Source organism: Vibrio sp. Of14-4, from assembly GCF_022347625.1.
Classification (GTDB): domain Bacteria; phylum Pseudomonadota; class Gammaproteobacteria; order Enterobacterales; family Vibrionaceae; genus Vibrio; species Vibrio pristinus.
In genome coordinates this window covers 37,061-58,114 of the sequence record NZ_JAKRGI010000004.1, presented here as the reverse complement: position 1 = coordinate 58,114, position 21,054 = coordinate 37,061, and the positions used below count along the sequence as shown (strand labels likewise).

Sequence of the window (21,054 nt, the reverse complement as noted above, 5' to 3'; positions counted from 1 at the left end):
GGCAAAGTGCATGATTAGGGACTTTTGCGTAGTTCGTCTCATTTAGAGTGTTGACATTTTTTGGCTAAGTGATTAATAAATAAAGTTTTATTAGGATAGAGTAATACTAATGGCTAATATTGGTGTTTGTGCAATAAGAAATATGCAATTGAGCAAAAAAAGCAAAAGATCTGTAGCAGATGTTAAATCAATTATGGAGTCAGGGAATCTTTTAGCCGGAGCGCTTTCTGCCACCCCTTTCTACTATATTTTTGGCACACCGAGCATTACTAAAAGCCCATTTGAAACACTTGTCAGCATCAGAGAAAATGACTGGGATACATTTGGTAAAGCTATGCTAGCGTCGAGTTCATACACTCGAAGTGCGATCTTAAAAATCGCAATGGAACGAGAGATATTTACTAATGGGGAAGAACGAAAATTTTGGGGGTGTGTTGTTGAGCTATCTAAATAGAGTTTTAATTACGTTTTCACTGTTAGCTGTGTGTGCTTCAAGCTATGCTGCCAACTTAGACGAACTTGAGAAAAAATGGTTAGAAAAAATAGACTTCTGTGTTGATTTCTCAAGAAATAATGAGGTGGCCTTTCCGAAATCTGATTGGTTTCAATCCCTAAAACTTGAAGACAAGAAGGACGTTGTGGGATATCTGGCAAATTACAATACTAGGCAATGCTCAAAGCTTGAGACCGAAGCTTTACTCAAAGCAATTAAAGAACAAAATGCCAAAGATGTTTTTGCGAGACATGCTGCGGACTTGACGCCGCTAAAAAGCCAGACCGAAGAAAGGATGAAGAATATTGACATGGATAAGTTAATGGAACTTCAGGAACGATTCTATGAACCATTCAGTCTTATGTATGTAATGCAAGAGCAGGGTTGGTTTCCTCCAGAGTAGCTGGATTCTATACGAGGCAGGAAGAGACTATCTCCTAGGAAAAGCTTGCTAAATAAAGGCTGCAGGTCAAGCGTGACATTTTGTAGCCTCAAAAACGGTGAAACCCCGATGTTGGTAGCATCGGGGTCTCGAATTTTAGAAGTCTCGGATGGTAAGGCCGATATTCTTTATGCAAAAGGCTGGATTTAATCCAACAAATTCCTTGGTGGGGAATTAGATACGGATGAAGTCCATGTGCTCAACTTTTGGCTTGAAAGCGTGACGTTGAACGTCTTGTGGCTTAACTTTCACTTCAGCGCCGTCGATCACAAGAACAACACCTTCGTAGAACTCAGGCTTATCCATTTGGTTAACGATGTCGTCGTGGTTAAGAACGATTGATACCGGCGCAGCTTCACCACCGTAAACGATAGCAGGGAATTGACCAGCGTGACGTAGGCGGCGGCTCGCACCTTTACCTAGTTCAGTACGTACTACTGCTTCAAATTTCATAGTATTTACTCTCAAATTTAAAAAATGAACTTCACACCCAGCAATGCGACCTTGCCGTGATGTGGTATATCGCTATAGAAGAAACGGATAGTAACTCTATAAGCGAGCGCGGATACTACCACTGTATTGGCTTTCAGGCAATAAGAAACAGATACAATCTATGTGAAACTACTATGTTGGAAATGGTAAGAAACAACTAAACAAGCCACGTCTGCGATATTTGGCATAAAGCTAGAAATCAAATTGGTGTCTTTTGATGGGGATTAATAACTTTTAAATAGTTTGATGAAAATATTTATTTACACTGGGTCATCAAGTTGATATTTATGATGTGTGGTAATGCCATAAAGGGATTTTATATTGCATTCTACTGTAGTAGGATAGCGAATCCTACGATTCAGACTTGTGATGATTTATTTTTAGAGTTTTTATATGAATAAAATACTTCCAATATTAGTTCTATTATTTATTTCTAATTTTTCCTTTGCTAGTAGTCAGGTGGGTACGGTTGATCGTGTTATTGTCCGTGCTAGCGATGGCTTAATATACTTTTATTTAAATAATCCTTCATCCAGAGTGCAACCACCTCCATGCGCTGCTAATGCACATTGGATAATACGCGATGAAAACTCTAATGCAGGAAAACAGCAATATTCAATGATTTTGGCGGCCCATGCGGCTGGAAAAACAGTATCCGTCACTGGCATGAATACTTGCATTCGCTGGGAAAATGGCGAGGATGTTAACCAAATTGAAATTCTCAACTAAAAGCAGTTTTTAATTAACTTGGCTAGAGAAGTTATATACTTGGCCTATAAATACCTGACGGCCTATTTCAATGATAATATAATTCACATGGAGTGTGCATTGGAATATAAATTGGACACTAAGCCTTCTAATCGTGACATTGATGAAGTTCGTGGTGGGTTGATTAAACATAATACTCCTTTTATTTGCCCAAAAACATAATATGCCAGTGTTGACTGTAGAAGATATTGCCTTGTATCGAACGCAATTAGAACGTCACTCAGCTTAAGGTTTGCTTATTTTCGGTATTTGCTCAGGAGCCAAAAAGTTAATATCTTCATGGCTCCTTGTTTGGGTTAGTTACTTGGCTTATTTCTTTCAATAATGCTTATAGATACGGCAAGGAACAAAATATCTTTTACTAGGAAAAAGTTGGTGACTAGTACACCATCCGAGACTTTCCAAGTATTAGGTGTTGTAAGCAAAAAACTCAATGTTGTGGTGAAGATAGCCGCCGCAGCGATACCAGAATAAAACGCAATTTTTGGCTTTTTAATGCCCACAATAAGCCCAATGGCGACAATAATTTCTGCCGCTCCTATCAAATTAGATACTGCTTGAACAGAAAAAAGGTCATAAAGCCAATTCATCGCGAAATGATTTTCGACTAAAGGTTGAATCAGTTTGGCTTCGGTCGGTGTAAATTTATAAACACCGATCCAAATCAGCACGAGTGCCACGCCGAAAACGCCGATAAGGTAACCAATATTGTCAGTCTTTGTATTGTTCTCTAAAGCATGCATAAAATCTTTTTCCTCTTAAGTAGCATGAGAACAAAGACCTAAAGCTTAATGAAAAACTTTCATTAAAAATCCTAATCTATCAATAAAAAATCCTTATTCTGGATTACCTTAGGTATTATCGGGCTGGATGATAGAAATGTTGCTAGTTTGGGGCTTGGAGCAGAGCATTCCATGTTACTCTTACAAATTCATCGATATGTTTATCTGCGCCATTACCACTGATTTTATCTTCAAGAGGATGTTCGCCAACGATATCCGATACAAATATCCCAGGTATGATAGTGACAGAGCAGGGGCTATCATTCACTGCATTGAATATATGCGCCGTTTCTACATCGACCGTTGCTACTTTGTTCTCTTTTTGCTGTGCGAGCCAAGACTTTGTCTCAATGAGCGGTGAATCGACAGTGGTATTAGAACAAGCAGTTGTATTGACGCGTGAAAATTCAGTGGGTATCAGGAGCTCGGTATTACTCAAATTCACAACACTACCTTGGTAAGATGAATGGTTTAGGTGGATATAATCACCTACCTGTGCATCGCCAGTAATTCGGCCACCCGCACCACACATCACGATTTTGTTAAAACCTGATTCGGCAAATGTCTTAACCGCGTCATAAGATAACTCGCCATTAGGCATTCTCAGCGCCGCAATTGATACTGTCTTACCATCGTTTGTGATAGTGACTTCATCAAAAGTAAAAGGGCCGATTTTGTGATTATGTGGGTTGAGCTTTTTGTATCCTTCACCCTCTTTTTCACCCGAAAGACTAAAGATTTTATTGGCGATCGATTCCATGACTTTCCAGCGAGCACCGATATAGAGAATTTTTTCGTCTGCTTGAAGTTGAGCTAACTGAGACTTTAACCTTTTTATCGAGGAAGCTTTTAGGGAGTCAATACTGCCAATGGAGGTTAGCTTGGTTGCAACATTAATTCCCGAGAAGTGGAATTGAAGTATCTGATGTTCAAGGCGTGTATGAGAGCCTATTCCAGATACTACTATTTTGTTTTCATTTGTCTGGTGGTTGTTTAAAAGATAGAAGCGAGTTGAAGTGGGAGAAGATACCTTAAAGCATGTGTCAAAACCCTGGTTTTTATAGTGGTTGGCTACGTCTTGATCACTGGAGTTAAAAAGAAAAAACTCTGCACCGTGTTTGCTGATGAGATCAACTAGTCCTGATGGAAGTCTGTTGGCAAGGTAAGCATTGATATTGACAGTGTGATCTGCATCTGTGCTGGGTAGTTTTATAGGTTTATTTTGAAGTAAACTTGTGGCCTTCTGAGAGCCATTAAGGTTTTCTGCATGGGCAGGGTGTACTTTTTGTAAGCTTAATTGGTCGAGGCTGAATATCTTGCTTGTCCCAACTCGCTTTATATCATCTGCAGATAAGTATCGTGAAGGAAGTTCTGATGAGGTAAGGGCTCAAACTATCTGAGATTTTTGAGCTGATGCATAAGGGTTTTTATCTTCAAACCCAGCTCTAATCGCATTCATTCTATCTCCAGCCTGACGGATCTCCATCATTAATAATGTCGGTAAATGACGTATATTCGATGGAAGGTTTGTATCATTCGATAACTGCCTGATGCGTTTTATATTTAACGGCTGGTCGGATTTTGGTGCGTCTGACTGCTCAAGTGGCGCAGAATTCAGAGCTATACTTGATAACTTCATTACAATTTTTCATTCTGTGGTAGGTATAATGCTATCATCTGATATTATGATTTTATGAGATAAACTTCGTAAAATGTATATGTCTTTATTCGGTAATTAGACTTTTACTTTTTAGGGAGCTGAGAAGTATTAAGAATGCTGCAAAGAGGCACAATGAATATTGGTATCTATAATTATGATCATGCAGAAGTATTGGATTTTTCTGGACCGTTTGAAGTCTCATCTTTCGTTCAAAGCTTCACATTAGTAACCCTGATTAATACACCATAAAATCTACCTCGAAGTTTTTGTGTGATTTTTGATCATGTTGTGGGTTTTAAATACAAGATAATTAAACGAGTTCAACATGATTTAATTAGTGTATAGATTCTAATACTTATGTTTGTGATGTTTATTTATACGAAATCACTCGCTGGTCTGCAACGCAGATAACAATTCATGATGAAATTGTGAGATAGGACCACAAAGTTTTTGTTTTTCTTAGATTTTAAGATATCGTATAGCGACATAACCTAGTGCCTTTATTCAGTTTATGTCGATACTGATAATTAATGAAAACCTTATTTTAAATTTACTAGCGGGCTCGGTAGAAGATATTACAACCGGTTATAAATCAATGCTGGGAGGTAATGAGGTTGCAATGCTCAAATTCATGGTTGAGCATCCAAGTGAGCCACTCACCAAGTCTATTCTTCTTGAACAGGTATGGCACAAAAAAGGTGTCATTGTTGAAGAAAGTAGCCTGCTTCATTGCATCTCAAGCTGTCGTAAAGCTCTGCGTGATAAAGATGCTGAGATTATTAGTACGGTTCGTGGGGTGGGGTACCAATTTAATGGCGATACCAGAGATTATGAGCCTGAAGCCATTACTCCCATCGCTAATCAACAGCCTGATATTAGTGGTTCTTTAAATGACTCAAGTTGGTTAGTTTTAAATAAACCGCGTAGTGCTTACCTAACAATGTTTGTATTCAGTGCTCTATCCAGTCACTGGTTGGTTTCTTCTTGGGTGTCACCTTGGGTTGAAGCTGAGTACACTGAGACCTTTTATACGAAATGCACCCTATCAACTCAATCTCCACTCGTTGTTAATCAAGTTCGAGCATTTGAGACAGGCAACCAAGTTATTTTAATTAAAGAGGATGGAACGTCTATTAGCTATCGTCCAAAAGATGTGGAGGTGGTTTGTGAATAAGATAATATGTTCTGCCAGCATTATTACGGGAATGCTCGTGGGTGGTTTATCTGCATACACAAGTTCGCCGACGATGAATCGCAGTTTTGAGAGTAAAACAGAGATTATTGTTCCTACTAGGCAAGGTAGCGAGAATATAGGCTTATTAACTCAGCTGAACTTCAAACGTTCAGGTCAATATGAGATGTACTTTCTCACTGATGATTTGATTGGCTTTAATGTATCCGGACAATATGGGTTTAGTTCCAATGGTTTATCTCTGATGCCAAGCTCTGCTGAGCGAGTTATACCTCATGGAAAGGAACTTTCCATTATAGAAACTATGTTCAGCCAACACGGTATGCACTCTATGGAAGATCTAAAGATCATTCGCCTTGATGATGATAATACGATATTGGTTGCGCCAAGGTATTCATATTTATACTCTAGTGTTTACATATAGTAGATATACCATTCGTTTTTCTATGGGTTTTTTGCTATAAAAATCAATGTTTTGATGTTTTTTAATAATGCTTCATATTGAAACATCATCAAGCTGACAGTCCTCTAACTTTGGATAAAAAATCTTAGGTATAAAAAGCTCTATCAGTTATTGACCTAAGAGAACTCATGTTGATCATAAACGGAAATTCGATTTTCGATTCTAAACGCGGCTATATTCAAAATCTAAATAGTAATGTGCGTTATCCTATTGGGGTTAATGAGATCGCCTTGCTTAATTTGATGATTGATGAAGCAGGTAAAACGTTGGCTAAAGAGGAACTCATGCATCATGTGTGGCAGAAACGCGGTATTGTGGTTGAAATGAGCAGCTTGATGCATTGCATTTCCAATTGTCGCCGTGCTTTTGAAGACCGTTCTGGAGAGGTAATTAAAACCGTACGTGGTGAAGGGTATCAGTTTGTCGGAACTGTGGAAACTTACCAGCCAGATTACGAACCTAGTGAAATCCAAGTACCAGTTATTGATGCTGAACCTACACAGTTAATTGAAAATGAGGTTGCTCAAAAGCCTAATATACAAAAGCAGACATTATTAATGGCCGCGGGGTTATTTTTTTGTTCGGCACTCACCAGTTACTTAATCGTAGAGAACATGCGCTCTCCTCTTTCAGATATATCATTTGAACAAAAACATTTTAGCGCATGTTGGTTTTCTCCAGACTCTAATGGTACCAAAGTTCGTTATCAAGACGTCAATCTATACGACTTTGGAGAGTTAACTTTATTGGTTGATAAGAGTGGCCGTTCTCTGAGCTTTCGACCTAAGAGTGGGGTGTTAAGTTGTGAGTAAACTGGCGGCAGTTCTTATTATAATAGTGGGAGCAATGTTGGGGGCCCTGATCGCTTATTTGAATAATAACAGCATTAACCGACATATGAGCAGTCACACCGTAGCCCATGTGTCTTCTGTGGTTCCTGATAACAACTTCGGTATTACTTTACCTCTTCGACTTGAACTCATACTGAAAGAAGACAGCAGCTATGGCGTCTATGCTCTTTTGCCAAAGAGCCAAGTTGGATACACCAGCTCAGGTTGGTATGAACTCGATAGTGACGGAATATTTTTTGTCATGGGAAAGCACAAACGTTTGGATTTAGAACCGAAAAGAAATGGAATAATAGAGCAGTTGTTTGTTCGCCAAGGAGCCTTTGATGGGCACATGAAGCTAGTAAAACTCGGTGAGCATAGTGCTGCTTTGGTTGGCAGTAAAGTGGCTCTGCACATGATCTACTGAGCGAGCTTCATGGATAGAATGACTTTTAACCCCCCTAGAGCACTTCGACTTAGCGTTAATTTGCCTCGATAGCTGTGTGCCATTTCGCAAACAATATTGAGGCCTAGACCTGTCCCAGGCATGGTTTCATCCAAGCGAACACCACGCTTAATGACGGTAGCTAGTTTTTGTTCTGGTATTCCAATACCATCATCCTCTATCATAATGTCGATTGTTTCAGGGCTATCTTTTTGTAATAAAGAATGGACGCGAATAATACTTTTTGACCATTTGTAAGCGTTTTCAATAAGGTTGCCTAGCATTTCATCAAGATCGGTTTTCTCGACTGCGACGTTTATACTGCTGTCTAACTCATTAATAAGGCTAATACCGCGTTCTGCGTATACTTTATCGAATGCCATGGAAATGGCGTCAACGCGTTCTGATGGATTGGCACTGACAGACAAAATATTTTTTGCGCCAGCCATCCTCGCTCGGCCTAAGTGGTAATCAATTTGATTTTGGATTTGGTCTATTGGCGGGCGCAGTTGCTCTTGAGTAGCAGAGTCTTTTGTGGATATTTCATTCTTTAGCACCGAAAGTGGAGTTTTTAGTGCATGGGAGAGGTTTCCAGCATGGTGCCGAGCTCGCTCGAGGAGCTCTTGATAGTGGAAAACTAAGGCATTTAGGTCCGAAACAACAGGAGCAACTTCTTTTGGATATTCTTGGTCTAGTTGTGTTTTTTTCCCCATACGTAACTGCGATAGTTCCTTGTGCATTTTGTTGAGCGGGCTTAAAGACCATTGTACCTGAATAATGATTAACGCCAGAATGCCAATGTAGAGAAGCGCCAGAATGAACCATAGCTGGCTCATAAGATTACGGACTGTATCCGTAATGGGCTGTTGGTCGGTGCCAATAGTAACTTCAATAGGGCCAGAATAGTCTGGGTAGTATAAGGTTGATTGAATATAGATAAGTTTTTCATCGCGCGCCCCTAATAAGTCATGTTCATCCTTAGTCGTTAAGTTTTTGTCCCATAATGAACGTGAGCGAAGTAAGGCTTTATCCGTTTTAGCTGACCAATAAAAACCGCTGTATGGGCGCGTAAACCTAGGATCGGAAAGGGGAGAAGTTAATTTAAGATTTCCTTTCTCGTCGGCTTCAAGGGCGGCAGCGATTTCATCCATATAAATGGATAGTTGCTGTTTAGTATCTTCTTGCATGTACAGATACACTTGCGAAGGCATCATGACACCTGCTGCAATTATCATTGCGGTCAACCAAACAACAGCAGCAAGTACTAAGCGGCTTTTGAGGCTAAGGCGTTTGATGAACCTTATCTTCCTAATTGGCATTAAGTTGATACCCTAAGCCTCTGACGGTTTTGATTACCTTAGGCGAGATTTTCTTCCTGATACGGCCAATGAAAACCTCAATAGTATTAGAGTCGCGGTCGAAATCCTGCTTGTAGATATGTTCGACTAGCTCTGAACGTGAGATGACTTTTTCAGGATTGTGCATGAAATAAGCCACAACTTTATACTCTAGCGCAGTCAAATCAATGGCTTGTCCTTGCCACATCACCTTAGATGTTCGTGTATCCAGGCTCAGACAGCCCATCTGCATTATCGGAGAGGCGTTACCGGAAGCACGGCGGAGCTGTGCGCGAATCCTAGCAATAAGCTCGACCATTTCAAAGGGTTTAGTCTGATAGTCATCTGCACCAGCATTTAGTCCCTCGACTCTTTGAGTCAGACCATCTCTTGCACTAAGAATAATAACAGGGGTATTTATGTTTTCATCACGAATACTTTTTAAAACAGTGAGGCCATCTAATTTTGGTAAGCCAAGGTCAAGTACAATTGCATCCCACTGTTCCGATGTTGCACGGTAAAGTGCGTCAATCCCATCTGTTGATAGTTCAGGAACCCAGCCGTTTTTTTCTAACGACTCGATTATTTGTTCGCCTAGGCGAGGTTCGTCTTCGACTACAAGTATTTTCATTGTGATGCCGTTTAGTTTTTTAGGGCTTGTTTAAAATTCCGACCTTCAATCAGAATCATTTCTAAAGTTTGAGCGTTGTATTCGACTTTGATGATGTTGTTATTGTAATTCAGCTTGAGTTCATAGACCCAAACATCATCGTCTTCTTCGAGTTCTACTTTGATAATGCGGCCACGAAGATCTTTTTCAACCATAGTGTAAAGCTCAGAAAAGGGCCGGATATAGCCTTTATGAACAGCATCATAGACTTCATCTTGGTCTTCTTCGAACTCGACTTCAGTTCCAGCATGATGAACATCCTGCACTAAGGCATGGCCGTCTTTATCCGATTCTGTTTTAGTATGTGCTGAAGTACTTGCCATAATACAAAGGGCAGCAATAAGTGGGCCGACTAACTGCTTATTAAACATCACGTTATCTTGCTATAAAATTCTACGATTGAGTATAACCAATCTTTTATGAATACAAAGTGAATATTGGACCATAAAATGACATCAAACTTTGTCGCGAAAAAATTACGTCAGTTCATCAGCAAATATCTTATCGCGTATTTTCCAAAATCGCCCTGATTTCCTGGCAATGATAAACTGTGGTGGTCGGAAGCGATGCTGGTGGCTGACGATTTTAGTCGGAGAGGATTCTTCAAAAGGTCTATGCTTGTCGGCAAGGTGAGATCTGACAAAAAAGTCCTGAAAGTCCTGCTTTTGTTTTGGTGTGGATAATGACCAAAATTCATGAACTTGTGCTTGGTTATCACCAACATAGGATACCTTTAGACAATTTTTGCCTTTCTCATTTTTGTGCAGGGCTAGGTCCATAGCTAGGCACTCAAAAACAAGCGCATCTTTTAATTTTAATGCTTCTTTAAGCTTTTTGTCAGGATCGACTAGCGTCGCGTCGCACTGGTGACAAACCCTTGCTGATATATCATTGTCCGCGCCACATTCGCTGCAATATTTTGCTCGAAAACGGTAGTCACAATGTTCTCTTTCTTGAGTGGTTTTATCCTCAAAAAAACCTTGGCATTTTCGTCCATAGTGTTCGATGAGAAATCCATTACTGTCGAGTTTGCCCCAAAAGTTGTTGTTAAAACCACATGAAGGACAGGGAATAGTGATGATTTCGCTATCTTGGGAAGGTTTCGGTTCGCCTACTTCTGGTTGGTAAAGATCATAACTATTGCCCGCATAATCGAGCACTAAACATTCCGTTTTTCCTGAACTTAAGCGAAGCCCCCTGCCGACAATTTGCTGATATAAGCTGATAGATTCGGTCGGGCGTAAAATAGCAATTAGGTCCACATGCGGTGCATCAAACCCTGTGGTTAATACAGATACATTCACTAAAAACTTGATGTTTCGATTTTTGAAGCCATTGATTATTGAATCACGCTCAGAGACTGTGGTGTCACCGATAACTAAAGCCGATTCGTTAGGGGGAAGTAATGACAATATCTCTTGAGCATGGCGGACTGTAGAGGCAAAAATCATAACACCTTGCCTATTATGTGCATGGTTAATAATTTGCTGAACAATTTGCGGAGTGGCTCGTTTTGCTTGGTCAATAACCATGTCCAACTCATGCTCTTTGTATCTACCAGTGTTGGATGGCTTTAACTGCGAAAAGTCATAGCTAAGTATGGGGGCATCCATCATGCGAGCTGGAGTCAAAAAGTTTTGGTCAAGTAGGTAACGGATAGGTAACTCAAAAATACAATCTCGAAAGAATCTCGGTTCTTTTGTCCGAACAAGGCCACGCGTATGGTACTGATAAATCCATCCCATCCCGAGACGGTAGGGCGTCGCGGTAAGACCAAGGACTTTAATGCCTGGGTTTAATTCGCGTAAGTGATGAATGACCTTTTGATAGCTGGTGTTCTTGTCGTCTGCAACTCTGTGGCACTCATCAATCACGAGTAGGGAAAACTGGTTTTTGAAATCATCTAAGTTTCGGACCACAGATTGGACAGAGGCAAAAATGACTTGTTTATTGGTTTCTTTCCGACCGAGCCCCGCCGAATAAATAGCCCCTTCGAGTTGATAACCTTCGTACTTGGCATGATTTTGCTCAACCAGCTCTTTGACATGTGCCAAGACCAATACCTTCCCTTTAGCCAATCTAGCCAGCTCAGCAATAACAAGACTTTTACCTGCGCCAGTTGGCAGCACCAAAACCGCTGGACTTGAGTGTTTGCGAAAGTAGTGGATAACGGCTTTCACCGAATCAGTTTGATAAGGTCGTAATGTATACATAAATCGCGTGAAATTACTCAACTATTTGGGCTAGGCACTCTATAATACCTTACCCGATGTGGATGAGGTAATCATGCGTTTAGATAAATACTTATGTGATGCTTTGGGTGCAACACGTAAAGAAGCAACAAAAATAATCAAAAGTGGTGACGTTACTGTGAATGACGTCATTCAAAAAAGTGGCTCTGTCAAAGTAACAGACAACTGTTTAGTGGAGTGGCAGGGGAGAGAAATTCAAAAACCTGGCCCTCGTTACATTATGTTGTTTAAACCTGATGGCTTTGTTTGTTCTCACGAAGATGGATTTAATCAGACAGCATTCATGTTGTTAGATGAAGTGAAGATGGAAGATCTTCATTTTGCTGGCCGTTTAGATGTGGATACGACAGGTCTAGTGCTTATCACAGATGATGGAAAATGGTCTCATCGCATTACCTCACCAAAGCATAAATGTGAAAAGACTTACCGTGTTTGGCTTGCTGACCCTATTGGCTCCGACTACGCAGAGAAGCTTGCTCATGGAATCGAGTTACGCAACGAAAAAGCGCCAACACTACCTGCTAAACTTGAGATTGTTGATCCTCAAGAAAATGAGCTTTTATTGACGATTACAGAAGGTAAGTATCATCAGGTTAAACGTATGTTTGCGGCACTTGGAAATAAAGTTGAACATTTGCACAGAGAACGCATCGGTCAGATTGAGTTAGATGAAAACTTAGAGCCAGGCGAATATCGCTTTCTCACTCAAGAAGAAATAGATTCAGTCTGGCACTAGTCAGTTAAATTGGAAATGGTTTAGTTCCAAATAGGAAGTAGTCTTTTGCACTCTGTTAGCTCAATATAGCCTGTATAAATAGCACACTTGTATTGATAGCTGCTTTCTATTTTTCTCTAGCTAAGTGGCTAGCAATCCTAAAATATTTATGGAGACTTATGCCTAGTCACTCCCTTTCTTCATCCTCTTCTCACACCACTACTTATCTACTCTTTTTTGTATTAGGAGCCGTCGGCGCTTTAACGCCGCTAGCTATTGATATGTATTTGCCAGCAATGCCAAACCTTGCTCGTGATTTGGGTGTTGCAGAAGGGTCAGTGCAGATCACTTTAACCGTTTATACAGCAGGGTTTGCCATAGGTCAGCTTATTCAGGGCCCATTAGCTGACAGTTATGGCCGTAGACCAGTTCTGATAATAGGAGTAGCATTATTCGCGGTTGCTTCTGTTATGAGTGCTTTAGCCGAGGGGATTGACGCCCTGATATTGATACGAGGGATTCAGGGCTTTGCTGGTGCTGCTGCCGCGGTGATTATACAGGCTATAGTCCGTGATATGTTTGATCGAGAGGACTTTTCTCGTGCAATGTCTTTTATCACTCTCGTGATTACCATAGCACCTCTCATTGCACCTTTGTTGGGAGGGTATATCGCTATATGGTTTGGTTGGCGTGGCATTTTTTGGGTATTAGCTGTGTTTTCTTTAATCGTTATAGCGCTTGTGCTGTGGAAAATTCCTGAAACTCTGAAAGAGGAAAATAGACAGCCTCTTCACTTAGTATCAATATTGAAACATTATGCCAGTTTATGCCGTAACCCAGTTGTGGTTGGATTAATATTTTCGGGTGCTTTTTCCTTTGCTGGTATGTTCTCCTTTCTTACCGCAGGTTCTTTCGTTTACATCAATATATACCATGTAGAACCTAATGAGTTTGGTTATTTATTTGCTTTAAACATTATTGCCATGATTATTATGACTATGATTAATGGCCGTTTTGTAAAAAAAATCGGTTCGCATGCGATGTTAAAGCTAGCACTTTCGATCCAACTTTTCGCAGGAGTTGGCTTATTTGTTGGTTGGATTCTTGACCTAGGCCTATGGGGCACTGTACCTTTCGTGGTCCTTTTTGTTGGAACAACAGCTACCATCGGAAGCAATACAATGGCTTTATTACTAAGTGGCTATCCGACAATGGCTGGCACAGTTTCATCACTCGCCGGTACCCTTCGTTTTGGTACTGGGTCTGTGATGGGAGGCACTATTGCATTTATGCCTGATGGTGTTGTTTGGCCAATGATTAGTGTTATGACGACGTGTTCGATATTGTCCACGACGTGTTACTGGATATTTGGAAGAAAGGCATAATGTCTCTGTATACAACTGAAATTCAAAACTTGGTTAACTGCGCATTGCAGGAGCTCGCAAGCGAACATAAAACGGGCAAAGTAGTGGATGCTCCTGTCTCTAATAATCACTATTTGGTACGATGGGTAACGCGAGCGATAAAATCACAGCGGTTTAATCGCTGTGTTCAGGGAGATTTGACTCGATGGCAGAAAGAGGGAAGATCTAAGGGTAATAACGCAGCTCTTATGAGTACGTTTCAACGTATTGCGAAATTTTATGCGGATTTCTTCCCACTCAACTCTGCACATCGCCAGATAAAAGATCATGAAATTAATGACTTCTTGGATTCCATGGAGGAACAGGGCTGGGAGGTGTCAACGTCAGAGCCGCTCATCAATTGTGGAAAGGTTCAGATCTTTACGGAAGGACCGAACTCTTTTGCACTTTGTTCAAAACAGTGTGACGAATGCTTTGATGGGGAGGACTTAGTAAAGCCAATGAGTTGGTTTGTTCGCGGAAATCATGCCTTATTTATAGAAAAGGCAGCAAATGCCGGATTTATGCTGCACAAAATCACGGATTATAAGTCCAACGTAAAATATCATGGCGAGTACTTGGTTTATCCTGCGAACCAAGGCGAACAATTGGCTGAAATACCTATTGGGTATCCTCTCTAAACTCATATTAGTGAAGTGACTCTTTACAATACTTATCGGAAGTATATGAGCTTAATAATGGTGCCTAAGCTGTCTGTTATTTAGCCATATTCCACGAGTATTAGAATAGAGTCACGACATGAGATTATTAACCTTGTTTGCATTACTATGCCCGTTTTATGTATTGGCGAGTGATTTTAAGAGCATTTCTAGCTTTGGCGATAGCTTATCAGACTGCGGCAATAAATTTGCTGTTTCCCAAGAGTTTAATTTAGCGACAAAAGGTGCTGTTCTTGCCTCAACGTCCGCTCCAAATTGGCAAGGCAGGGCAAGTAATGGTCGAGTATGGACGGAGTATCTCGCTCAAATGCTAAAGCTTCCACCCGTATCCCCGGCAAGGGTGGAGATTAATACCGACATCCATGTAGAGAAACGAGATGAAAAAAGCTCGTACTTTATTCATATGGAGCCATTGCTAGGCAATAATTGGTCAGTTGGTGGTGCTATGGCTCTAACAGGAAACTTCAATAATCTTAGTAAAGGCCAAAATGTGCTCTCGTTTAGTGGTGGGAAAGTGCTGCCTAATTCAAGCTTACAGATATCAAACCGTATCGCTGCGAAGGGTGCTTTCCAAAAGGGTACAATCGTTACTTATATGGCTGGGACTAATAACATGTGGTATAGCTTGTACGATGAGCTAGGCCAAACCGGAGCGGAGGCTGCTGCTATGGTTGCAGTCGACATACGTCAACTCATCGATAATGAAGCGGAAACTATCATAGTTTCGAACATACCTGATTTCTCAGCAGCGCCATGGTTACAAGATAAAGCTGTGCAAGCGGAAGGTTTTATACGCAATTTCAACCAGATACTTGAAAACCAACTTAAAGATATTGAGCAAGCAAACCCAGCCGTAAATATTGTTTACGCAGACGCTTACACCTTCTATAAAAAGGTCAAAGAAACGGTTCTAGAAGAGGGGGTATATGAGGATAAAATGCTTAACATCAAGTTGACGAATGTGAAAGAAGCATCGTTTGAGGTTGAAACAGGAGAGGTTACAGGCAATCCCGAACAATTTATGTATTGGGATGGTATTCACCCAACAACTAATATGCATAAACTTTATGCTAAATATGTTTCTGAAGTAGTAAAAAGCAGCGTTAATTAGGGTTTTAAGTGCTTTTTCAGCGCTTCTGAGCTTTGTTTACGATGGCACGGACCATGCCTTTGAATATAAATATATGCGCCGGCATCATGGCAAACCAATACAAAAGCCCTCTAAACCCTTGTGGGTGCCACCATGCAGTAACGCTTAGCTTACGCGTGTTACCTAAATCTTTCAGTGAAAACTCTAAACGCCCCAGCCCTGGGGCTTTAAGACCGAATAATAAAGAAAGGAATTGGTTTTTCTCATAACGAATAACTTTCCATGAGTCGATATAATCCCCAACTTTCATCTCTGGACTAGAGGGGGAGCGCCTGATAGGGCGTTTGCCTCCAAATGGTAAATCGAGCCATTCTCTGATTCTCCATAATAAATTAGCGTAAAAATAGCCTTCCTCTCGACTCCCAAACCGTTGGATTATACGCCAAAGCTTATCGGCGCTGACTTGGGTTTGAATACTTGCGCCTGTTTGTTTCGGGTAGTAGCCATAACCTGGCTGCCAGCGTTTAAATGCTGTTGGATCATACCCCCAAACTTCGCTTTCTATATAATCACTTTCCGCTGAGATGGCTTGTTGGACCATTTCTTCATAACCAATTAAATTTTGAGGGTATCGCTTATGAGCGGCTTGCCAGTCTGCAACAAAGTCATGCTTCAAACCAGAAAGCAATGCTGCACCTATCGATTTAGGGACGGAGGTGATTATTCCAAGCCAATACGAGGCAAACTTTGGTGTTAGTAGATTAGTGGAAAAAATCCGAATAGGCTTATTTATTGTTTGACTAATAACCTCAAGTTGTTCCCTATAAGTGAGGATATTCGGTCCTCCAACCTCAAATAGATTATGTGTTGTTGGCGCCTCTTGCACCAGCTCGATTAAATAATGATTTAGGTTTTCAAGCGCGATTGGGTTGGCTTTGCAATCAATCCATTTAGGCGTTATCAACAAAGGCATATTAAAAACGAAATCGCGCATAATTTCGAATGCAGCCGAACCGGGACCAATAATGACACCAGCTCTAAGTTCAGTTACTGGGCGGCCAGCCTGACGTATGATATCACCCGTCATTAGCCGTGCTTTTAGATGCTCGGAATCGCCAGTCTGAGGTTGAAGGGCACTAAGATATATGACGTGTTGTACATCGCTGTTTTTGAGCGCAGATTTAAAGTTAGTTGCAAGGGAAAGTTCATATTCGAGAAAGTCGTGACCATGGACCATTCCATGAACGAGAAAGTAAATAATGTCGAACTTTGCAACCGTATTTATTGTGGTTTCTTTATCGGCTAAGTCGAGATAAATGAGGGAGAGATTTTTGCGAGGTCGTACTCGAGCCTTAAGGTAATCAATTTGTCTCGCTGCTGCCGTGACATGGTAACCCAAGTCGCATAGCTTTGAGAGTAGTTGGGAGCCAACGTATCCTGATGCACCTAGCACTAATATTTTTTTCATCGTATTCCTTCTTACATCAAAATGTGAACTTTTATTTTTGAAATACTGGCGCAGACCTATATGGGCTGATAAGCACGCGAATTGGTATATTTATAATTTCTGTTTATACGTTAGCTTATTGATTGGTAACCTGAAAACGATAGTTTTCGTCGGATCTCTGTAGTTAATAGATCGTCACAGTTTTTGATCAAACCTTGAAGTGTTCCAAAAACTCATTGTTGAGCGAATGAAAATTAGAACGTCTTGCGTGAGCCAGTGTCCAAAGTTCTTTCTCAAGGCAGCAATTTAGTGTAGATTCACAGTCCAATTTTAAAAATTGTGAGATTTTTGATGCTGCAACTAACAGACCTTTGTAAAGGTTATGTGGATGGTGGAGAGTTTCACCCTGTACTACAAGGTGCTGAGTTGTTATTGGATCAAGGCGAGCAAGTGGCTTTGATGGGCGAGAGTGGTTCCGGTAAGAGTACATTACTCAATCTTATCGCGGGGATAGACACAGTTGATTCAGGAGAGATCCTGTTCCCTCACTTTTCAATGCATCAAGTAGGTGAAAACCAACGGACCTCATATCGCAGGGAAAATATAGGGCTTATATTTCAACAGTTCAATCTAATCCCTACCTTAAACATTGCAGATAATATACGTTTTTGTCGACAGCTAAAGGGGCTACCTGAAGATATAGCTCTGTGGCGTCAAATTCTCTCATCGCTCGATCTTATGCCGCTCTTGGGGCGATATCCTGAAGAAGCTTCTGGTGGCCAGCAACAGAGAGCCGCCATAGCTCGTGCTCTATACATGGAGCCCAAGTTATTACTCGCGGATGAGCCCACAGGCAGCTTAGATGAACGTAATGCTGAGGCTGTGATGCGGTTGCTAACGAGCTTAACTCGAGAACTAGAGTGTACACTGCTATTGGTTACTCACAGTGAGCAAGTCGCGTCTCATATGAAAGGAAGGGTGCGCCTCCAAGGAGGGCTGTTACATGTTATGGCCAGTAGTTAAGGCATTATTGGGCCATTACAGACGCTACCCTTTTCAAATCATTCTTGTCTGGCTTGGTCTTACTTTAGGTGTATCTCTTTTGGTCGGTGTTACATCGATTAACGATCATGCGAAAACTAGTTATCAGCACGGAGAAAAGCTTTTTTCTAACCCCCTTCCATACCGAATTCGCCCTAAGCACATTACTAATAAGATACCGCAAGGCTTTTATGTACAACTTCGACGAGATGGATTTGACCAATGTGCGCCTTTTGACCGTCTAAGGCTCAACCTAAGCGATGGTTCTGAACTGATTTTAGTTGGTCTTGATCCCCTTGCTATGTGGCCGTCCCACCAAAACCCAGATTTGAAAGACTTTCCTTCCCTTCCTCTGATGGCAACTCCACATCCAGTAATGGTTGGCTCTGATCTAGCAGCCCATATGGACTGGCAAGACGGAGACCAAATGACGTTGAGTAATGGCAGTACGCTTGGGCCTATTATTGTCGATAAACTTGGCTTGATTCATGGCACCCAAGTGATCTCTGATATGTCACTGACAAGGATGATAGAGCGTAAAGCAGGCATTTCTTTCATTGCGTGTGGAGAAATGAATGTTGAGAAGCTTGCTCATTTAAAAAACTATTTACCTAATGGAATGATTATAACGAGGAGTTCCCATACCGAGCTTGAATCGATAACGCGAGCATTTCATATTAATTTGAGTGCTATGGGGATGCTGGCTTTTCTCGTAGGTCTTTTCATTTTTTATCAAGCAATGTCTTTGTCTTTGACTCAAAGGCAGCCTCTTGTTGGTATTCTTCGTCAAACTGGTGTCTCTGGAAGCCAGCTCACTGTTGCTTTGGGTATTGAGCTATTAATCCTGATCTTTTTCAGTTGGTTGTGCGGGAATCTTTTGGGGATAGTTCTTGCCAATCAGCTAATACCTGCGGTGTCAGGTAGCTTGCGAGATTTGTATGATGCAAATGTCGAGCTTGTTGTTTCATGGAGCTGGTCATCAGCAATATATAGTTTAGCTATGTCAATGATTGGGGCTTTTTTAACATGTGCATGGCCGATAGTAAGACTGCTTCGAACTCAGCCAGTAAGGCTAACTGCTAGATTGTCATTAGTGCGCTTTTCTGGTACTGAATTTTCACTACAAGCAGCATTCGCATGTGTATTATGTATTGTTGCGATTGCGATTTATCAGGCACCACAAACGCAAGTCTCTGGGCTCGTCATTATTGCTCTTATGTTAGTGAGTGTGGCATTGTTTACACCGTATTTTATTTGGAAACTCTTTGATAGCCTTTCATACGTGCTTAAGTGGCCTAAAGCGAGATGGTTTTTCTCTGATGCTGCTGCAAGTATGAGTTATAGAGGGGTTGCAACAATGGCGTTTATGTTGGCAATGGCTGCGAATATTGGTGTAGAAACTATGGTCGGTAGTTTCCGTGATACTACTGATAGGTGGTTGAGCCAGCGCTTGGGCGCTGACCTGTACATATACCCCAGTGTTAACTCTGTAACTAGGATGACTGGTTGGCTATCTGAACAACCTGAAGTCGAGTCTGTTTGGTGGCGATGGGAGCAGCAGATTGATTTGGTAGATGAAACGATTCAAGCAGTAAGCACGGGCCACTCTGATGGCGAGTGGGATTCTCTCACTGTAAAAATAGGGGTTCCTAATTACTGGTATCATTTGCACCATTCTAAGGGGATAATGATCAGTGAATCAATGGCAATCAAACGAGGCATCCGTCCTGGCGACTATATTGATTTATTTGGCCAGTTGGGTAAACGCTGGCAGGTAGTGGGTGTCTATTATGATTATGGCAATCCATACAATCAGATAATGTTGTCTCACCAAAACTGGTTAAAAGCGTTTAAAGATAGTGGTTCGGTGACTCTGGGAGTGATACTCCAAGATGGTGTGAATATTTCAGGCTTAAAACACCGTTTGGAATCAGTTTTCCGAGTGGGTGCTGAACGAACTTATGATAATAGTCATATCCATAAGAAAGCGATGAAGGTTTTCGATCGAACCTTTTCTATTGCAGACACTCTTGGCAACATTACGCTTGTTATAGCAATATGCGGTATTTTTTTCGCTAGTTTAGCAGGAGAAGTATCCCGACAAAGACATATATCATTACTAAGATGTTTAGGAATAACAGGTAAAGAGCTGGTTCTTATGGGTAGCTTACAATTGTTTCTTTTTGGTGCTATTTCAGTATTTATCGCTTTGCCTCTGGGCCTCGCTTTAGCTAATCTGATCGTTGATATTGTTATGAAGCCTTCCTTAGGTTGGACTCTAAGCCTCCAGCTGCTCTGCGGAGAGTATTTTCAAACTAGCATTATGGCAATGTGCTCTCTTATGCTTGCAGGAGCTCTTCCAACGATGAGAATGATTAGGCATACGCCAATGAAGTTTGTACGGAACTCTTTATAGCATGACTAAGGTTAAGGGCCAGTAGTGATTGTTGGCGGTGCATGCTGTGCTCAGAGTTATTACAACAAAGGCCATTGGTAGCATCGTTATACCGCAATATAACTCAAATTGTTTTATATATGACAATGGCTTAAAGTGCGAGTGGCAACCGGAGCCATCTTTTTTTGATGCTCTATTGGTAATGTAGAATCAAGACATTTGTCTCCCATTAAGTGTCCGGTTTTGTACTCTTGATGGACTGTCAAACCGGAAGGGCACTAAGTTTTTGGTATTTATCTCAAGAGTTGTTGTTTATATTGGTAATTCTCTGAATTTACCTATAATTAAGACAGGAATAAACGTGGTGTTACTCTTTAATTGTCGAAAATACCGAAGTGTAACCTCCAAACAAGCGATTTTTCCTTAAGGATATCTATGCGTAAACTCAGCTCTAGTG

At 41.1% G+C, this 21,054-nt stretch carries 22 protein-coding genes and 1 pseudogene; 14 read left to right on the top strand and 9 right to left on the bottom strand.

Annotation, left to right across the window (positions count from 1 at the left end; genetic code table 11):
- Window positions 1-109: 109 nt before the first annotated feature.
- Both MHN79_RS05525 and MHN79_RS05520 read left to right on the top strand, forming a co-directional pair.
- A complete protein-coding gene (locus tag MHN79_RS05525; protein ID WP_239172036.1) occupies window positions 110-454 on the top strand; it encodes a hypothetical protein in 345 nt (114 codons plus the stop codon).
- Window positions 405-896, top strand: coding sequence for a hypothetical protein (locus MHN79_RS05520; protein WP_239172035.1), 492 nt, complete (start codon window positions 405-407; stop codon window positions 894-896). Before MHN79_RS05525 ends, MHN79_RS05520 begins: the two co-directional genes overlap by 50 nt.
- A gap of 213 nt (window positions 897-1,109) precedes the next feature.
- On the opposite strand, the gene rplY is transcribed toward MHN79_RS05520, so the two are convergent.
- Complete coding sequence (rplY, locus tag MHN79_RS05515) at window positions 1,110-1,388, bottom strand: 50S ribosomal protein L25 (protein ID WP_114784692.1); 279 nt, start codon at window positions 1,386-1,388, stop codon at window positions 1,110-1,112.
- 432 nt (window positions 1,389-1,820) lie between these two features.
- Between rplY and MHN79_RS05510 the strand changes: the two genes are divergently transcribed.
- Complete coding sequence (locus MHN79_RS05510) at window positions 1,821-2,156, top strand: hypothetical protein (RefSeq protein ID WP_239172034.1); 336 nt, start codon at window positions 1,821-1,823, stop codon at window positions 2,154-2,156.
- Window positions 2,157-2,491: 335 nt separating this feature from the next.
- Here the strand turns inward: MHN79_RS05510 and MHN79_RS05505 are convergent, their stop codons facing one another.
- From MHN79_RS05505 to MHN79_RS05495, 3 genes are all read right to left on the bottom strand, one after another.
- Window positions 2,492-2,938, bottom strand: coding sequence for a DUF417 family protein (locus MHN79_RS05505; RefSeq protein WP_239172033.1), 447 nt, complete (start codon window positions 2,936-2,938; stop codon window positions 2,492-2,494).
- Window positions 2,939-3,080: 142 nt separating this feature from the next.
- Window positions 3,081-3,737, bottom strand: coding sequence for a hypothetical protein (locus MHN79_RS05500; RefSeq protein ID WP_239172032.1), 657 nt, complete (start codon window positions 3,735-3,737; stop codon window positions 3,081-3,083).
- Between the two features lie 627 nt (window positions 3,738-4,364).
- Window positions 4,365-4,616 (bottom strand): hypothetical protein, encoded by a 252-nt coding sequence (locus MHN79_RS05495; RefSeq protein ID WP_239172031.1) that lies wholly within the window; start codon window positions 4,614-4,616, stop codon window positions 4,365-4,367.
- A 153-nt stretch (window positions 4,617-4,769) separates the two neighbouring features.
- Between MHN79_RS05495 and MHN79_RS05490 the strand changes: the two are divergent.
- The 5 genes and pseudogenes from MHN79_RS05490 to MHN79_RS05470 all read left to right on the top strand — a co-directional run.
- Window positions 4,770-4,841: pseudogene (locus MHN79_RS05490) on the top strand (DJ-1/PfpI family protein); the annotation flags it as partial.
- A 307-nt stretch (window positions 4,842-5,148) separates the two neighbouring features.
- Window positions 5,149-5,811 (top strand): winged helix-turn-helix domain-containing protein, encoded by a 663-nt coding sequence (locus MHN79_RS05485; RefSeq protein WP_275436081.1) that lies wholly within the window; start codon window positions 5,149-5,151, stop codon window positions 5,809-5,811.
- On the top strand, window positions 5,804-6,253 hold the full coding sequence (locus MHN79_RS05480; protein WP_239172029.1) for a hypothetical protein: 450 nt from the start codon (window positions 5,804-5,806) through the stop codon (window positions 6,251-6,253). Before MHN79_RS05485 ends, MHN79_RS05480 begins: the two co-directional genes overlap by 8 nt.
- A gap of 167 nt (window positions 6,254-6,420) precedes the next feature.
- The gene (locus MHN79_RS05475; protein ID WP_239172028.1) at window positions 6,421-7,104 is read left to right on the top strand and encodes a winged helix-turn-helix domain-containing protein; all 684 of its coding nucleotides are present in this window, start codon (window positions 6,421-6,423) and stop codon (window positions 7,102-7,104) included.
- The gene (locus MHN79_RS05470) at window positions 7,097-7,549 is read left to right on the top strand and encodes a hypothetical protein (RefSeq protein WP_160931044.1); all 453 of its coding nucleotides are present in this window, start codon (window positions 7,097-7,099) and stop codon (window positions 7,547-7,549) included. The genes MHN79_RS05475 and MHN79_RS05470 overlap by 8 nt, the downstream gene beginning before the upstream one ends.
- On the opposite strand, the gene MHN79_RS05465 is transcribed toward MHN79_RS05470, so the two are convergent.
- From MHN79_RS05465 to MHN79_RS05450, 4 genes are all read right to left on the bottom strand, one after another.
- The gene (locus MHN79_RS05465) at window positions 7,543-8,886 is read right to left on the bottom strand and encodes an ATP-binding protein (protein ID WP_239172027.1); all 1,344 of its coding nucleotides are present in this window, start codon (window positions 8,884-8,886) and stop codon (window positions 7,543-7,545) included. The two genes, MHN79_RS05470 and MHN79_RS05465, sit on opposite strands and share 7 nt — an antisense overlap.
- Window positions 8,876-9,535 (bottom strand): response regulator transcription factor, encoded by a 660-nt coding sequence (locus MHN79_RS05460; protein WP_160931040.1) that lies wholly within the window; start codon window positions 9,533-9,535, stop codon window positions 8,876-8,878. The genes MHN79_RS05465 and MHN79_RS05460 overlap by 11 nt, the downstream gene beginning before the upstream one ends.
- Before the next feature lie 11 nt (window positions 9,536-9,546).
- The gene (locus MHN79_RS05455; RefSeq protein ID WP_237475645.1) at window positions 9,547-9,897 is read right to left on the bottom strand and encodes a PepSY domain-containing protein; all 351 of its coding nucleotides are present in this window, start codon (window positions 9,895-9,897) and stop codon (window positions 9,547-9,549) included.
- A 153-nt stretch (window positions 9,898-10,050) separates the two neighbouring features.
- The gene (locus MHN79_RS05450) at window positions 10,051-11,787 is read right to left on the bottom strand and encodes a DEAD/DEAH box helicase (protein WP_239172026.1); all 1,737 of its coding nucleotides are present in this window, start codon (window positions 11,785-11,787) and stop codon (window positions 10,051-10,053) included.
- Window positions 11,788-11,860: 73 nt separating this feature from the next.
- Between MHN79_RS05450 and rsuA the strand changes: the two genes are divergently transcribed.
- The 4 genes from rsuA to MHN79_RS05430 all read left to right on the top strand — a co-directional run bounded on the left by rsuA (window position 11,861) and on the right by MHN79_RS05430 (window position 15,735).
- Window positions 11,861-12,562: a 16S rRNA pseudouridine(516) synthase RsuA gene (gene rsuA, locus MHN79_RS05445; protein ID WP_239172025.1), complete on the top strand. Its 702-nt coding sequence runs from the start codon at window positions 11,861-11,863 to the stop codon at window positions 12,560-12,562.
- Window positions 12,563-12,720: 158 nt separating this feature from the next.
- Window positions 12,721-13,926, top strand: a complete 1,206-nt coding sequence (locus tag MHN79_RS05440; protein ID WP_239172024.1) for a Bcr/CflA family multidrug efflux MFS transporter — start codon at window positions 12,721-12,723, stop codon at window positions 13,924-13,926.
- The gene (locus tag MHN79_RS05435; protein ID WP_239172023.1) at window positions 13,926-14,585 is read left to right on the top strand and encodes a DUF2913 family protein; all 660 of its coding nucleotides are present in this window, start codon (window positions 13,926-13,928) and stop codon (window positions 14,583-14,585) included. The genes MHN79_RS05440 and MHN79_RS05435 overlap by 1 nt, the downstream gene beginning before the upstream one ends.
- Window positions 14,586-14,703: 118 nt before the next feature.
- A complete protein-coding gene (locus tag MHN79_RS05430; RefSeq protein ID WP_239172022.1) occupies window positions 14,704-15,735 on the top strand; it encodes an SGNH/GDSL hydrolase family protein in 1,032 nt (343 codons plus the stop codon).
- A gap of 16 nt (window positions 15,736-15,751) precedes the next feature.
- On the opposite strand, the gene MHN79_RS05425 is transcribed toward MHN79_RS05430, so the two are convergent.
- Window positions 15,752-17,182 (bottom strand): DUF2867 domain-containing protein, encoded by a 1,431-nt coding sequence (locus MHN79_RS05425; RefSeq protein ID WP_239172021.1) that lies wholly within the window; start codon window positions 17,180-17,182, stop codon window positions 15,752-15,754.
- Between the two features lie 330 nt (window positions 17,183-17,512).
- Here MHN79_RS05425 and MHN79_RS05420 point away from each other — a divergent pair, with 330 nt between their 5' ends.
- On the top strand, window positions 17,513-18,184 hold the full coding sequence (locus tag MHN79_RS05420; RefSeq protein WP_114784728.1) for an ABC transporter ATP-binding protein: 672 nt from the start codon (window positions 17,513-17,515) through the stop codon (window positions 18,182-18,184).
- The gene (locus tag MHN79_RS05415) at window positions 18,165-20,618 is read left to right on the top strand and encodes an ABC transporter permease (protein WP_239172020.1); all 2,454 of its coding nucleotides are present in this window, start codon (window positions 18,165-18,167) and stop codon (window positions 20,616-20,618) included. Before MHN79_RS05420 ends, MHN79_RS05415 begins: the two co-directional genes overlap by 20 nt.
- Window positions 20,619-21,054 lie beyond the last annotated feature (436 nt).